We start from the raw sequence: 13,844 nt of genomic DNA, 5'->3' as shown, positions 1-13,844 counted from the left end.
ACACGTGGTCGGCGGCCGATATGCGGCTTCGGCGGCGCCATGGATCTACCCATGGATTTCCGGCGCGGGACACTGGCGGTCAGACGGCGACGGGAAGCTTGGGGGCCGGCAGTCCCGTCCGCTCACGTCGGACGGCCAGTTCGTCGAGGAGTTCAGCGATCCGCTCGGTGTGGTGGCGGGTGAGCCGCCCGGTGTCGTCGAGCTGTACGGCGCACGCGGTGGTCGTGTCGACGAGCCGTTCGAGGGTGGCCGCCACCTCGTCCGCACCCTCGGCGTGCCGTGCCAGGGCGGGGAGTTCGGCGGCGGCGAGGTCGATCGCCGCACGGGCCTCGGCAAGCGCGCGATAGGCCTCGCGCCGCAGGATCCACCGGCCGGCCCGGTCGTCCGCGGTGCCGTCGCTCAGGACATGCGCGAGGTAGGCGTCCGCCGCCTCCGCGGCGCGCACCAGCCGCGCCCGTACGGTCCCGCCGCGCTGCCCGAGCGCCGGCAGATGCCCGACGAGCAGCACGATCGCGCAGGCCAGCAGCGTCTCCCCGATCCGGCTCCAGGAGGCCTGGGGCTCCCCTCCCACCATCACGAGGGCCAGGACGAGCACGGTGACGACGGCGGTCTGCGCGGCGAAGTGCCGCGTGGCGACGGGGATGAGGGCACCGCTGACCGCCACCAGCGCGATGAGCCCTTCCGGGCGGGGCAGCAGGGCCGCGAGCCCCGCGAAGAGGACCGCGCCGAGCACGGTCCCCGCCGCCCGGCACAGCACGCGCGAAGCGAGCGGCCCTAGGTCGGGCTTGACGAGGAACACGGCGGTCGCGGGGAGCCAGTACCAGTGGGAGTGGTTGCCGTACCAGCGGGCGTGGTGCAGGGCCTGCGCCACGGCCGCGCTGGCGCCGAAACAGAGGGCGACGCGCAGCCCGTACTCACGCCCGGCTGAACCCAGCGCGGTGTGTACGAGGGAGGCGGCGGTACGGCGCCGGGTGTGCAGGGTGTCGGCGGCGCCACCCCGGTCGAAGGCGTCGGCGGCGTGCAGCAGCGCGTCGTGGAGGGCGCGCAGCACGGGGGCGACGGGGGTGCCACCGCGCGAGAGAAGACGGTCGTGCGGGAGGGCGGGGGCGGGCAGCGGCCCGGTCTGGCCGCCGGTGCGGACGGCGGCGGCGAGCCGCCGGGGCCCCTCCGCGGCCCGCGCCGGCACGGTTTCGCCGGCCCAGGCGAGCGCGGTCGCGGCCTCGGCGAGCGGCAGCGCGGCGGCGTACTGCGCGTGCAGCCGGCGCTCGGCGGCGGAACTGGCGTACCGCCGCAGCCGGGGCCCGGCGAGCGCGTCCTGCGCGTGGTCGAGCGCGGCGGTCAGCGCGACCCGGCGGCTGTTCGCGTCCGGCCCGCCGGCCGCTTCGAGCAGCGCACCGATCGCGTCGTACACGGCGCCGACGGCGTCCCGCTCACCGTCGAACCGGTAGTCGCCGGCGGTGGGGCCGGTCGTCGGCAGTGCGAGTCGCAGCGCGAGGAGCCATCCTGCCCCGCCGAGAAAGAAGACCGCACGCTGCCAACCGGGTTCCGGCAGCGGCATCCCCGCCCCGATCGCGGCGGCGACGAGCAGTTGCGTCCCGGCCCCGGAGGCGACGGGCCCGACGGCACTGACGGCTCCGGCGACCAGCCCGAGCCCGGTGAGCAGCAGGGTGAGCGTGACAGCCCCCGTGTGCTGTCCGGCGTACGACCCGACGAGCAGCCCGCCGCCTCCCACGAGCGCCGGCACGCCCAGCCTGCGCACGGCGGCCCGCCTGCTCCCCGGCCGGTCGTTGATCCCGGCGAGCATGGCACCGAGCGCGGCGACGACTCCGACGGAGGTCCGCCCGGCCGCCACCGCCGCGAGCAGCAGGGGCCCGGCGGCCAGGGCGCCCCGCAGGACGGCGTTCCACGGCACGGGTCCGCGCTGCGCGCGCAGGGCGTGGGCGAGCCAGGGCGGTACGGCGCCAGTGGGGAGTGGCACGGGGCTCCTGTCGGGCGAGGGCGGGCGGGATGCCTTCGGGCGACGTCGGCCGGGCTGGTGTGGTTCCTACGGTAGATCGCGTTGCCGGGGACAACGGAACGTACACATTTCCGCGAGGTGACACTTCGCGGGAAAGCCGCGTTCTTTATGAACGCAATCGGGGGCGGGCACGGGCCACCGTTGCCGGACAGGAGCGGGCACGGGCCACCGTTGCCGGACAGGAGCGGGCACGGGCCACCGTTGCCGAACGGCGGCGAGCCCGGATTGATTGTCGCCGAACGCGGAGCGGGTCCGAGGGCGTAGCCGGCCCCCGGACCCTGTGATGCCACCCACTTCACACGCCGGCACGCTTGAGGACCCAGGTCAGTCGTTATGTCGCCGCGTCCTGCCTTTGGACCACCACGCATCGAGCTGCGCGGGCCGGACTTGAACCGGCATTTCGACGTACCGGGACCTGGGCCCGGTCGATCCGGCGATCGGCGGCGAATACTGAGTCTGGAGCAAGAGTCTGAGATTGACCGCGGCCGGCTCTGAGTCCTGGCCGCGCCTCACGACAAGCTTCAGCTTCAGCTTGCGCTCCTCGCGCACCCCGGCCGTGTCGCGTGGCGGCCGGGGAGTTTCAGAGGCTACCCGAACAGGTAGCCGAACACGGCGTCTCCCACCCGCTGGTCGTCGACGGCCACGCCGTTGGCCTCCTCCCGGGCGAACTTGACGGCCTGCTGCAACCGCTCCACCCGGTCGAGCAGCTCGTTCACCCGCCGCGCGGGCAGGGCGCCGGAGAATTTCACGGTCGTCCAGTACCCGACGGGAATGTCCTCGTAATACACCTCGACCTGAGCCGGACGGTCGGCGACTGAGAACACCTGGTGTCCAAGGGGCCGCCGACGACGGCACGATGACGGTCATGACCACCTGCCTGACCGGCTACCCCATCGCCTGCGGGACCGCGTGCGTGGCTTCCCACTGAAAGGACGATGCCGCGTAGACCGCCTCGCGCCCTGCGCGCCGAACCGCGGTTGCCCCGCGTGTGGACCCCGCCCCTCCCGCCCGGATCCACGGCCTGTCCGCGGCCACGAGCTTGGCCGTCCACCGTGTCGAGGGCCTGAGCGACGACAGCTACGTCTATCCGGGTGCCACCGAGCGGGCCTTCCGGCGGTACCGGGTGTTCCTCGGCCCGCCCGGCCGACGCACTTTGCATCCGGCGTGCGCACTCCGCTCCTGCCCCGGCTGCTCCTTCGACGACGTCAGACACGCACGCGACTTGTTGGAAGACGTGCTGGTGCGATTGCCGACGAGAGCGCGGGCCGAGTTCAGGCGGCTGCTGGCCCGCTGGACGCGGAGTACGGTCCGGCGCGCCTTGCCGGACCCGTTCGCCCGGCGCAGGAGCCGGGCGACCCTGCCCTGGTGGCATCTCCGCCTGACGACGGGTGGGAGGCATCGTGAAGGGCTCCGTTCGGGAGTGCGTGATCGCCGCCCGTTGCCGCCCCGCCGTCCACCGCCGGGTCGCTCGGCCGCTGGGTCGCTCGGCCGCTCAGCCGGTCAGCCGGTCAGCCGGTCGAGTTTCACCCCGAAGGAAGCGAGTCCCCGTCACCCGGGGACCCCCACACCCGCCGCTTGGCGAGCGGTCGCGCATAGCCGCCCGCCCGACTCGTCCTCAGCCCCAACCCCACCAGCGACTCCGCGAGCTTGACCGCCGCCGCCACCCCGTCGACCACGGGCAGCCCCAGCTTCTCCCCCACCGCCCGTTGCAGTCCGGTCATCCCCGCGCAGCCCAGGACCAGTACCTCGGCCCCGGCCTCCACCGCACGCGCGGCGGCCGCGACGAACGCCTCCTCCGTGCGCTGGGCGTCGCCGAGGTCGAGGACGCCGAGGCCCGTGGCGACGACGGCGGCGCAGTTCTGGGCGACACCGGCGGCGTACAGACTGTCCTCGATCTGGCCGCGTGAGCGTTCGAGGGTGGTGACGACGCCGTAGCGACGGCCGAGCAGGCAGGCGAGGTGAGCCGCCGCCTCGGTGATGTCGACGACCGGTACGTCGACCAACTCCCGTGCGCCCTCGCGGCCGTGTTCCCCGAAGCCGGCCATGACCACGGCGTCGTACGGCCCCTCGTACGTCCGCAGGGTGTCGAGGACGGCCGCCGCCGAGAGGTAGCTGTCGAGCCAGCCCTCCGCGGACTCGGGCCCCCAGGCGGGGGTGAGTCCGAGCACGGTGGTGCCCGGGCCTGCGGCGGCCCGGGCACCTCGTACGATCTCCTCGGTCATCTCCTGCGTCGTATTGCAGTTGGTGACGACGATCCGCACGCTCAGCCCTCCACGACGGCGGTAGCGGGTACAGCGACGGTCTCGGCGGCGGCGCGCTCCGCCCGGCACAGCACCGCGTACAGCCCGGCCGCCAGTGCCGTACCGATGAACCAGGAGTACGGGGCCACGTCGCTGAAGTCCTTCACCAGGGCGAGGACCGCGGCCACGGCCGCCGAGGGCAGGAACGCCCACAGTGCCTTGGGATTGACACCCTTGCGGTAGTAGTAGCGGGAGCCCGGCTGGGCGTTGAAGAGCTGCTCGATGTCGACGCGGCCGCGTTTGACCCAGTAGTAGTCGAGCATGATCACGCCGAACAGGGGTCCCAGGAAGGCGCCGAGGCCGCCGAGGAAGTAGTTGACGACGGTGGGGTTGGAGAAGAGGTTCCAGGGGGTGACGACCAGGGCGGCGACCGTGCTGATCATGCCGCCGACCTTGAAGGTGATCTTCTGCGGCCAGACGTTGGCGAGGTCGTACGCCGGGGAGACGAAGTTGGCGACGATGTTGACGCCCATGGTGGCGATCGCGAATGTCAGGGCGCCGAGCACCAGGACCCAGGTGTTGCCGACCTTGGCGACGAGCAGCGCCGGGTCGGTGATGGCCTCGCCGAAGGCCTCGATTGAACCGCCCGTGACGATGACGGACACGATCACGAAGGCCGTGGAGTTGATGGGGAGCCCCCAGAAGTTGCCACGCCTGACCGTCTTGTAGCTGGGCGCGAACCGCGAGAAGTCGCAGAAGTTGAGCATCAGGGTGCCGTAGGTGGCGAGGATGAGCCCGACCGCGCCGAACCACTGACGCCACTGCTCGCCGACGGAGACCGGGTGCGGGGTCGAGGTGAGCGAGATGCTCCAGCCGGCCTTGGCGAGGACCCAGATGGCCAGCGCGATCATCACGAGCCAGATCGCGGGGCCGCAGAAGTCCTGGAACTTGCGGACCGACTCCATGCCCTGGCTGATGATGAGCGCCTGGACCAGCCACAGCGCGAGGAAGGACGTCCAGCCGAGCGCGTCCAGGCCGAGGAAGGAGTGGTGGGTCCAGGACTCCAGGCCGGGCCAGGCCGCGAGCAGCATGACGTTGACCGCGACGGATGCCAGGTAGGTCTGGATGCCGTACCACATGATGGCGATGACGGCCCTGATCAGCGCGGAGATGTTGGCGCCCCAGACACCGAAGCTGATACGGCTGACGACCGGGAAGGGCACGCCGGTGCGCTGCCCGACGCGGCCCATCAGGTTCATGCCGGCATAGATGATCACGAAGCCGACGAGCAGCGACGTGAAGATCTGCCAGACGTTCATACCGAGGACCAACAGGCCCGCCGCGAACGTGTAGTTGCCGAGGTTGTGGACGTCGGACATCCACATGGCGAAGAGGTCGAAGACCTTCCAGTTGCGCTTCTCGGCGGGCGCGAGGTCTTCGTTGGTGAGCCGGGGGTCGGGGACGAACGCTGGCGCGCCGGTGGCTTCGGCGCTGTCGGCGAGGGACACGGGGCCTCCAGGGGCGAGGGGACGGAGGACTGCTCTGGGCGTGTGGGGGCGGCCTGGCGAAGCGCTTTGGTATACCAAAGTGCCGTCATGGTCCCGCCGTCAACCGTTCTGACCGATGTCCGTGCCGTTACGGCTCCGTAAAACACCCTCCGAGTCGGCGAAGATGGGCCCATGACGAAGATCGAACCCCTGGGCGAGGGGCGGGATCCAGTGAGCGCGGAGCGGGACTCACTGGGCGGCGAACAGGAGCCCCTGGGCGCGGTGCGCGAGCCGCTGGACGCCGAACGGGAGCCCCTGGGCGGGGTGCGGGAGTCACTGGGCGCCGAACGGGAACCTCTGGGCGCGGTGCGCGAGCGCGTCCTGGGGACCTTGCGGCGGGAGATCATCGCGGGGCGGCTACGCCCCGGCGACCGTCTGGTCGAGCGCGAGCTGGCCGAGCGGTTCGGGGTCTCCCGGGTTCCGGTCCGCGAGGCGATCCGCGCGCTGGTCGCCGAGGGCTTCGTGCTCTTCGAGACGCCGCGCAGGACCGTCGTACGCCGCCTCACGCCGACCGACGTCGCCGAACTCTTCGAACTGCGCGAGGCGTTGGAGGTCTACGCGGCCGGGCTCGCCGCCTCACGCGCCACCCCGGAGGCGCTGGCCGAGCTGGCCGACCTGCTCGACCGCGCGGCGACCGCGACGCACGCCGACGACGCGGAGGCGATCACCGACATCAACACCCGCTTCCACGACCGGATCCTGGCCATGGCGGGCAACAGCCTGCTGATCTCCGTCATGGAACCGGTCGACGGCCGACTGCGCTGGCTCACCCGGCAGAACGAGGAGTGGCCCCAACTCCTGACCGAACACCGCGAGTTGTACGAGTCCATCGCGTCCGGCGACCCGGACCGGGCCCGTGCGCACGCACTCGCGCACGTTCAGGCCAACTACCGATCAACGGTGCGGCACCTGTTCGGAGACGACTAGCGTTCCGCGGTCGCGTACTTGTCCGTGGCCGCCACCAGGACGTCCACCACACCCGGAGCCCCCGCGTTGTGCCCCGCGTCGTCGACGAGGACCAACTCGCTGCCGGGCCAGGCGTGGTGGAGCCGCCAGACGGTGCCGAGCAGATTCCCGAGGTCGAGGCTGCCCTGCACCAGCGTGCCGGGGATGCCCTTGAGCAAGGGCGTGTCCCGCAGCACGACACCCTCGTCGTTCCCCTCCCCCAGGAAATGGTCGTTGCCGAAGTAATGCGTGACCGTGCGGGCGAAGGCCATGCGGAAGGCCGGGTCCTCATAGCGCTCCACCGAGCGCGGCGGCGCGGGAATGATCGCCGTCTCCCAGTCGGTCCAGGCGCGTGCCGCGCGTGCCCGCACCCGCGGGTCGGGCGATTCGATCAGCCGGTTGTACGCTGCGGCGAGATTCCCGTCGCGCTCCTCCTTCGGCAGCTCGGCGAGGAACCGTTCGAAGGCCTCGGGGAAGAGCGTCCCAAGTCCCTTGGACAGCATGGCCACTTCGGCGTTCGAGCCGGTGGCCACCCCCGTCAGCACCAGCTCGGTGACGACGTCCGGATGCGTCTGCGCGTACCGCAGCCCCAGCACCGAACCCCACGACACTCCCCACACCAGCCACCGGTCGATGCCCAAGTGGCCGCGGAGCAGCTCCAGGTCCTGGATCACATGGGCCGTCGTGTTGACGCTCATGTCCGTCTCGTACGCGCTCGCGGGCGGCGTGGAGCGTCCGCAGCCGCGCTGGTCGAGCAGGACGATGCGGTACGCCTCCGGGTCGCAGTACCGCCGGTACCGGGCGCCGCACCCCGAGCCGGGGCCTCCGTGCAGCATCACGGCGGGCTTGCCGCGCGGATTGCCGCAGACCTCCCAGTACACGCGGTTGCCGTCGCCGACATCGAGCATTCCGTGGTCGTACGGTTCGATCTCCGGATACAGGCCCATCGCGCGAGGCTAACCCGCCTGCGGCCGGGTCGTCAGCCCCGCCGCCCGGGCGGCTGTGTCCAGCACATCCCGGAGCATCGCGGGCGTGAGCCGTCCAGTGAAGGTGTTCCGCTGGCTGACGTGGAAGCATCCGAAGAGCTCGAGGGAACCGAGGGACACCTGGGCCCCGTGCGCGAACACCGGCCTGGGCCGAGGCACCGTCCATCCCGCCTCGGCGAAGGCGGGCAGCGCGGCCTGCCAGCCGAAGGCGCCAAGGACGACCACCGCCCGCAGCGAGGGCCGCAGCAGCTCCAGCTCCCGCACGAGCCAGGGCCGGCAAGTGTCCCGTTCGCAGGGCGTCGGCTTGTTGGCCGGCGGGGCGCAGTGCACGGGCGAGGTGACGCGTACGCCGTACAGCTCCAGTCCGTCGTCCGCGGTCACCGAGGTCCCGCGCGACGCGAGCCCCACATCGTGCAGTGCCGCGTAGAGCACGTCCCCGGACCGGTCCCCCGTGAACATCCGCCCGGTCCGGTTCCCGCCGTGCGCCGCGGGCGCGAGCCCGACGATGAGCAGGGAGGCGTCGGCCGGCCCGAACCCCGGGACCGGGCGGCCCCAGTACGTCTGGTCGGCGAAGGCGGCGCGCTTGGTGCGGGCCACCTCCTCGCGCCATTCCACCAGACGCGGACAGGCCCGACACCCGGAGACCCGCGCGTCCAGTTCGGCGAGGCCGCCGCCGTTCGGACCGCTGGATCCCGGGCCACTGCTGTCCATGCCACCACCGTACGACCATGGGCTCGCCGTACACGACCAGGTCATCGCCGCGCCCGCCGGGCCGGCGGCATCGGGGGTGGTCCGCGCGACGGACAATCCGCTCGGTGGGCCGGTCCCTGAGGACTAGAGTCGAGGGCATGGCTTCTCAGGGTGCTGACGGGGAGAAGAAGGGCGCGGATGCCGGGGGTGCGCAGGAGTCCGGTGACGCGGTGACCACCGCCGAGGCCGCGGGGCCGGCGAGCGGCGAGAGCGTGCGGGTCGACAGCTGGATCTGGTCCGTTCGTCTCGTCAAGACCCGCTCGATGGGCGCCACCGCCTGCCGGGGCGGGCACGTCCGGGTGAACGGTGAGCGCGTCAAGCCCGCGTACGCCGTGCGCGTCGGCGACGAGGTACGCCTGCGGCACGGCGGCCGGGAGCGGGTCGTCGTCGTGAAACGCGTGATCCGCAAACGGGTCGGCGCGCCCGCCGCCGTCGAGTGCTACGTCGACAACAGCCCGCCGCCCCCGCCGCGCGAGGCCGTCGCACCGGCGGGCATCCGTGACCGGGGGGCGGGGCGCCCGACCAAGCGGGACCGGCGCGAGCTGGAGCGGTTGCGGGGGTTGTCCTTCGGCACCTCGGGTTCCGCCGGCTCCTCCGGCCCGGACGGTGGTCCCCCCGGCTCCGGCGCCGGATCCGGAGCTGGTGCCTGATCCGGCTCAGGCTCCGGAGCCTGAAGGTCCTGGACGCCAGGGCGTCCGTTCCGCCGTACGACAGTGAGGGCTCCCCCTGCCGCTGGGGGAGCCCTTCGTCGCGTACGGCCGTCACGCCCGTCGGCGTACCACGCGGAGCAGCTCGCTGGTGTGGCTGCGCCTGGCCCAGGCGATCAGCGCGAGCGGCAGGATCAGGATGAGCGGGGTCGCCACGTACGGGCCATGGATGGCCGTGACGTTGACGATGAACGCGCCGAGCATCAGCGCGCTGAGCGCCACCGCCGCCACCGAGTCGAGCAGCGGGACCAACAGGGCGATGCCGCCGGCGAGTTCGAGCGCGCCAATGACGTACATCCCCGTGTGGCCCCAGCCGAGCTTGTCGAAGGCCTCGACGGCCGACGGGTTCGCGAGCAGCTTGGGGAGGGCGCTCGCGATCGCGTAGAAGAGGCCGAGGACGATTTGCAGGGCGGTCAGGGAGATGCGGGCTCGGCGGGTGCGAGGGGTGTTGGTCGCGGGGGCGGAAGCTGAAGCGGAGGCGAGTCGGGCGGCGGGGACGGTGGTCTCGGACATGGGGATCTCCTGTGTGAAGCGGTAGCCGGTGCTTTCACAGAGGTAGACCGGGTGGGCGTCGGGAACTCATCGGAGTGCGGGGGATTGGTTTCGCCCCCTCCACCTCTCCTGGACTCTCGGCTTCGCTCGAGCGGGGGCGCCCTCATACCCGTCCAACGAGCCACGTTCGTCGGCCCGTTCCCGCCATCCGCCACTCGTTCGGGTGATGGGTTCGAGGGGCATGGGTCCGGGCCTACAGAGCGAACCAGCCTTGCCCGCCGTACCAGTGGCCGCCCGCGCGCAGATGGTCGCCCACCGCCCGCTCGACGCTGTTGCGCCGCGGCAGCTTCTCCGGCGGCAGATCGGGGTCGCCGAAGACGAAGCCGACGGGCACGCCATCGTCCGGAGTCTTGTTCTCGTACACGAGCTCGAAGCGGTCCTGGAAGCGGACGATGTTGGAGTCCGTCGGCAGATACCTCTTGAGCTGGGTGTCGAGCAGCCAGGAGTGACACACGGCTATTTCATAGCGCTCGTCGGGGTAGTGGCGGGCGAAGAAATCCCCGGCCAGGGCGAGCGAGCGGTCGCAGGCTGAGGCGCTCAGGGGGCCGCGGAAGTCGGTGATGTGCAGGCTCAGGCAGGGGTCGCCGGGGCCCTGGCCGAGGCCCGCCGCCGCGACCGCCCGGCCGGTGCGCTGACCGAGCCGCGTCCGCTGGAACTGCAGCCGGCCCAGCTGGAACAGCTCTCCGTGGAAGTGCAGGGCGATCCACCAGGGGAACAGCAGCCCGGGGGTGCCGAGCCGCCGGTGGTGCACGGCCACATGGCGGCCGAGGTCGGCGAGGGTGCGCCTCGACACGTCCTCCGGGACGCCTCGCTCCCGGTGGTAGGCGCGCACGTAGGGAAGCGCCGCGATGAAGACGTACACATGGAAGCAGCGCCCGAGGGCCCCCGTCGACGCGGGGAACGCCGGCGGCTCCCAGCCCTTGCCGATCTCCCCCATGTCCCGTACGAAACGGCCGACGCAGCGCGCGAGGAGTGTCATCGCCTCCGCGTCGGCGGCCAGTCGGGCGCGCAGCGCGACGAGTTCGTTGATGTGCTCGTGGGACACGGTCAGGTCGAGCAGGACGTCCGGCAGCTCGTCCGCGTCCGGAAGCACCGCTTCCGTCCGGGGCGTGCCCTCGCTCTCCAGGTCCCTCAGCCACTTGGCGAGCCTCGCGTCCGCCCGCAGCGCGTCCAGCAGCACCGTCGCCTCCCCCGGCGGTCGTCGATGCGACCGCTCTTCCTTGGTGAACGTGCACCACGAAGAGTACGTTTCCCAGTAGGAGTGGTGATCCTGATGCGTACGGGCAGTGAACCGACGACAGCGCGCAGTGCTCTGCGGCTGCGCTTCTGGCTGAGCGTGTGGGGGCTGATCTGGGCGATCGCCGGGACGGCCGCGTTCGCCCTGGCCGGGCGGCCCGGATGGGCGGCCGCGTGCGGCGTGCTGTGGCTGATCGTCACCGTGGACATGACCATGATCGTGCGGCACATCCGCCAGGGGCCGCACTACCAGCCAGGCCCGGACATCCCGCCCTACCGCCCGCCCGAGGACCCGCCTCCGTACCGGCCGGAGAATCGGCGTCCGTACCGGCCGCGGCAACACCGCCATCCCTGACCGGCTCGGACGCGCCGAGAGTCGGGGTCCCTACGAGTCGAAGCGCGCCGCTTCCAGGTACTGCGGCTTCGGGTCGAGCGCCGCCGCCAGTCTGAAGTGGCGCTTGGCCTGGTCGGGGCGGCGCTGGCGCTCATAGGTGCGGGCGAGCGCGAAGTGCGCGAACGCGTTGTCCGGCTCGCGTTCCAGCACGATGGTGAACTCCAGCTCGGCGGGCCGCAGTTGGGCGGCGGCGAAGAAGGCACGCGCACGCAGCAGCCGGGCGGCCGTGTTCTCCGGATGCGCGGCGATGACTGGGTCGAGCAGCTTCACCGCGCCCCGCGGGTCACGCGCGGCGAGCAGTTGCTCGGCGGCGCGGAAGTCGATGACATGCGTCTCCGGAGTACGTCCGGTCGAACCGCTGATCTCGGGCACGGCTGAGTCCTTCCCTCACTCAAGGGGTTCAACGCCCCCGCAGGGGGCCGCTATTCCTACGACTCGCATTCCTGCGGCTCGCCATCCCTGCGGCTCGCCATCCCTACGGCTCGCCATCCCTACGGCTCGCCATCCCTACGGCTCGCCATCCCTACGGCTCGCTATTCCTGCGGCTGGTGGGCTCTGCGCTCGAGATCGGCCCATACCTCACGCACGCGCGCCTTCAAGTCCTCCAGGGGTACGTCGTTGTCGATCACGACGTCCGCGATCTCCAGGCGCTTGTCGCGTGGGGCCTGGGCGGCCATGCGGGCGCGGGCGTCCTCCTCGGACATGCCGCGCAGGCGGACGAGCCGGTCGAGCTGGGTTTCGGGGCTGGCGTCCACGACGATCACGAGGTCGTACAGCGAGGCCAGGCCGTTCTCGGCGAGGAGGGGCACGTCGTGCACGACGACGGCATCGTCGGAGGCGGCGGCTTCGAGTTCGCGCGAGCGGGCGCCCACCAGGGGGTGCACGATCGAGTTGAGGACGGCGAGCTTCCGCGGGTCGGCGAAGACGATCGAGGCCAGCTTGGGCCGGTCCAGGTCGCCGTCCGCGGTGAGCACCTCCTCGCCGAAGGCGTCGACGACCGCCGCGAGTCCAGGAGTTCCGGGCGCGACGACCTCCCGCGCGATCCTGTCCGCGTCGATCAGCACCGCGCCGTGCTCGACGAGCAGTCGCGACACCTCGCTCTTGCCGGCGCCGATACCGCCGGTCAGGCCCACCTTCAGCATGCCGAGCAGCTTAGGACCTGCCACTGACAGTCCCCCCGACCGGGCCCCCGGGAAGAGCGGGCTAGGGACTGTCCGGCGGATCAGTTCGCAGGGAAGCAAGGGTTCCTGATCGGCGCAGGTGAGCGGGGGATGGTGCGTCGAGCTGCAAGGCGGAGGAGGGCGGCGACGCGGAGCGTCGACAACCGACGACAACGCGAATGAGGGTCCGCCCGCGCGAGCCAAGCCGAGCGTTGGGGGAGGATGTGCCATCCCCCGCGTCTGCGGCATGATCCGCCGGACAGGCCCTAGGCGTCACCCTCCCGCTCGGCCAGGAACTTCTCGAACTCCAGCCCGATCTCGTCCGCCGAGGGGATGTCCACCGGCTCGGCGAGCATGTTGCCCCGCGTCTCCGCGCCCGCCGCGGCGTCGTACTGGTGCTCGAGTCCCTGGACGAGGGCGACCAGCTCTTCGTCGCCCTCCTGGATCTGCCGGTCGATCTCCGTCTGGGTGCGGTGGGCTTCGGTGCGCAGCGAGTGCGCGATGCCGGGAAGCACCAGGCCGGTCGCGGCGGTGATCGACTCCAGGACGGTCAGCGCGGCGTCCGGGTACGGGGACCGGGCGATGTAGTGGGGCACGTGCGCGGCGACGCCGAGGACGTCGTGTCCGGCCTCCATGAGGCGGTATTCCACGAGGGATTCGGCGCTTCCGGGCACCTGCGCCTCGTCGAAGGGGCTGCGGTGGCCGGGCACCAGGTCGGTGCGGTTGCCGTGCGGGGTGAGGCCGACAGGGCGCGTGTGCGGGACACCCATGGGGATGCCGTGGAAGTTCACCGAGAGGCGCACGCCGAGCCGCTCCACGATCTGCTGAACGGCGGCGGCGAAGCGCTCCCACTCGACGTCCGGCTCGGGGCCGGACAACAGCAGGAAGGGCGCGCCGGTGGCGTCCTGCACGAGCCGTACGTCAAGGGTCGGCTCTTCGTAGTCGGTCCAGCGGTCGCGCTTGAACGTCAGCAGCGGGCGGCGGGCCCGGTAGTCCACGAGCCGGTCGTGGTCGAAACGGGCCACGACCTGGTGGGGCAGCGAGTCGAGCAGTCGGTCGACGATCTGGTCGCCGGTCTCGCCCGCGTCGATGTATCCGTCGAAGTGGTAGAGCATGACAAGGCCGGCCGACTCCTGCGCGAGCGCCATGTCGACAACGGCGAGGCCCTTCGGCTCCCATGCGTACAAACCCTGCGGATCAAGCACTGTGACCGCTCCTCCTCGTGTTCGTACCCGGTCTTTGCTGGGATGCCGCCCGCCGGGGTTCTCCCTTACCGGATGAGCCCCGGCGGTCGGTGTCAAGCCTAAAGC

At 71.7% G+C, this 13,844-nt stretch carries 14 protein-coding genes and 1 pseudogene; 4 read left to right on the top strand and 11 right to left on the bottom strand.

What is annotated here, in order from left to right; all coding sequences use genetic code 11:
• Window positions 1-79 precede the first annotated feature (79 nt).
• The 4 genes and pseudogenes from AB0D27_RS26660 to AB0D27_RS26645 form a co-directional block, all read right to left on the bottom strand.
• Window positions 80-1,978, bottom strand: coding sequence for an FUSC family protein (locus AB0D27_RS26660; RefSeq protein WP_362513595.1), 1,899 nt, complete (start codon window positions 1,976-1,978; stop codon window positions 80-82).
• A 626-nt stretch (window positions 1,979-2,604) separates the two neighbouring features.
• Window positions 2,605-2,826, bottom strand: a pseudogene (locus AB0D27_RS26655) (hypothetical protein); the annotation flags it as partial.
• A gap of 714 nt (window positions 2,827-3,540) precedes the next feature.
• Window positions 3,541-4,278 carry an aspartate/glutamate racemase family protein gene (locus AB0D27_RS26650; protein WP_362513592.1) on the bottom strand — a complete coding sequence of 246 codons (738 nt, stop codon included), beginning with the start codon at window positions 4,276-4,278 and terminating at the stop codon, window positions 3,541-3,543.
• A 2-nt stretch (window positions 4,279-4,280) separates the two neighbouring features.
• A complete protein-coding gene (locus AB0D27_RS26645) occupies window positions 4,281-5,765 on the bottom strand; it encodes an NCS1 family nucleobase:cation symporter-1 (protein ID WP_362513589.1) in 1,485 nt (494 codons plus the stop codon).
• A 171-nt stretch (window positions 5,766-5,936) separates the two neighbouring features.
• Here AB0D27_RS26645 and AB0D27_RS26640 point away from each other — a divergent pair, with 171 nt between their 5' ends.
• Complete coding sequence (locus AB0D27_RS26640) at window positions 5,937-6,731, top strand: GntR family transcriptional regulator (protein ID WP_362513586.1); 795 nt, start codon at window positions 5,937-5,939, stop codon at window positions 6,729-6,731.
• On the opposite strand, the gene pip is transcribed toward AB0D27_RS26640, so the two are convergent.
• Both pip and AB0D27_RS26630 read right to left on the bottom strand, forming a co-directional pair.
• Window positions 6,728-7,696 carry a prolyl aminopeptidase gene (gene pip, locus AB0D27_RS26635; RefSeq protein ID WP_362513583.1) on the bottom strand — a complete coding sequence of 323 codons (969 nt, stop codon included), beginning with the start codon at window positions 7,694-7,696 and terminating at the stop codon, window positions 6,728-6,730. The two genes, AB0D27_RS26640 and pip, sit on opposite strands and share 4 nt — an antisense overlap.
• Window positions 7,697-7,705: 9 nt before the next feature.
• On the bottom strand, window positions 7,706-8,446 hold the full coding sequence (locus AB0D27_RS26630) for a uracil-DNA glycosylase (protein WP_362513580.1): 741 nt from the start codon (window positions 8,444-8,446) through the stop codon (window positions 7,706-7,708).
• Between AB0D27_RS26630 and AB0D27_RS26625 the strand changes: the two genes are divergently transcribed.
• Both AB0D27_RS26625 and AB0D27_RS26620 read left to right on the top strand, forming a co-directional pair.
• A complete protein-coding gene (locus AB0D27_RS26625; protein ID WP_362513577.1) occupies window positions 8,445-8,573 on the top strand; it encodes a hypothetical protein in 129 nt (42 codons plus the stop codon). The genes AB0D27_RS26630 and AB0D27_RS26625 overlap by 2 nt on opposite strands.
• A gap of 10 nt (window positions 8,574-8,583) precedes the next feature.
• Entirely contained in the window at window positions 8,584-9,135 is a 552-nt protein-coding gene (locus tag AB0D27_RS26620; protein WP_362513574.1) for an RNA-binding S4 domain-containing protein, read from the top strand.
• 111 nt (window positions 9,136-9,246) lie between these two features.
• Here the strand turns inward: AB0D27_RS26620 and AB0D27_RS26615 are convergent, their stop codons facing one another.
• Window positions 9,247-9,705: a DoxX family protein gene (locus AB0D27_RS26615; protein ID WP_362513572.1), complete on the bottom strand. Its 459-nt coding sequence runs from the start codon at window positions 9,703-9,705 to the stop codon at window positions 9,247-9,249.
• A 232-nt stretch (window positions 9,706-9,937) separates the two neighbouring features.
• Complete coding sequence (locus tag AB0D27_RS26610) at window positions 9,938-10,924, bottom strand: acyltransferase domain-containing protein (protein WP_362513569.1); 987 nt, start codon at window positions 10,922-10,924, stop codon at window positions 9,938-9,940.
• 93 nt (window positions 10,925-11,017) lie between these two features.
• On the opposite strand from AB0D27_RS26610, the gene AB0D27_RS26605 reads away from it, so the two are divergent.
• A complete protein-coding gene (locus AB0D27_RS26605; protein ID WP_362513566.1) occupies window positions 11,018-11,335 on the top strand; it encodes a DUF6343 family protein in 318 nt (105 codons plus the stop codon).
• 30 nt (window positions 11,336-11,365) lie between these two features.
• Here the strand turns inward: AB0D27_RS26605 and AB0D27_RS26600 are convergent, their stop codons facing one another.
• The 3 genes from AB0D27_RS26600 to AB0D27_RS26590 form a co-directional block, all read right to left on the bottom strand.
• Window positions 11,366-11,746, bottom strand: coding sequence for a tetratricopeptide repeat protein (locus AB0D27_RS26600; protein ID WP_362513563.1), 381 nt, complete (start codon window positions 11,744-11,746; stop codon window positions 11,366-11,368).
• 161 nt (window positions 11,747-11,907) lie between these two features.
• On the bottom strand, window positions 11,908-12,516 hold the full coding sequence (gene coaE, locus AB0D27_RS26595) for a dephospho-CoA kinase (RefSeq protein WP_362513560.1): 609 nt from the start codon (window positions 12,514-12,516) through the stop codon (window positions 11,908-11,910).
• A 284-nt stretch (window positions 12,517-12,800) separates the two neighbouring features.
• Window positions 12,801-13,739: a PAC2 family protein gene (locus AB0D27_RS26590; protein WP_362513557.1), complete on the bottom strand. Its 939-nt coding sequence runs from the start codon at window positions 13,737-13,739 to the stop codon at window positions 12,801-12,803.
• Window positions 13,740-13,844 lie beyond the last annotated feature (105 nt).

It is taken from the genome of Streptomyces sp. NPDC048415 (genome assembly GCF_040651675.1).
GTDB lineage: Bacteria > Actinomycetota > Actinomycetes > Streptomycetales > Streptomycetaceae > Streptomyces.
This window is presented reverse-complemented; position numbering and strand designations above follow the sequence as displayed.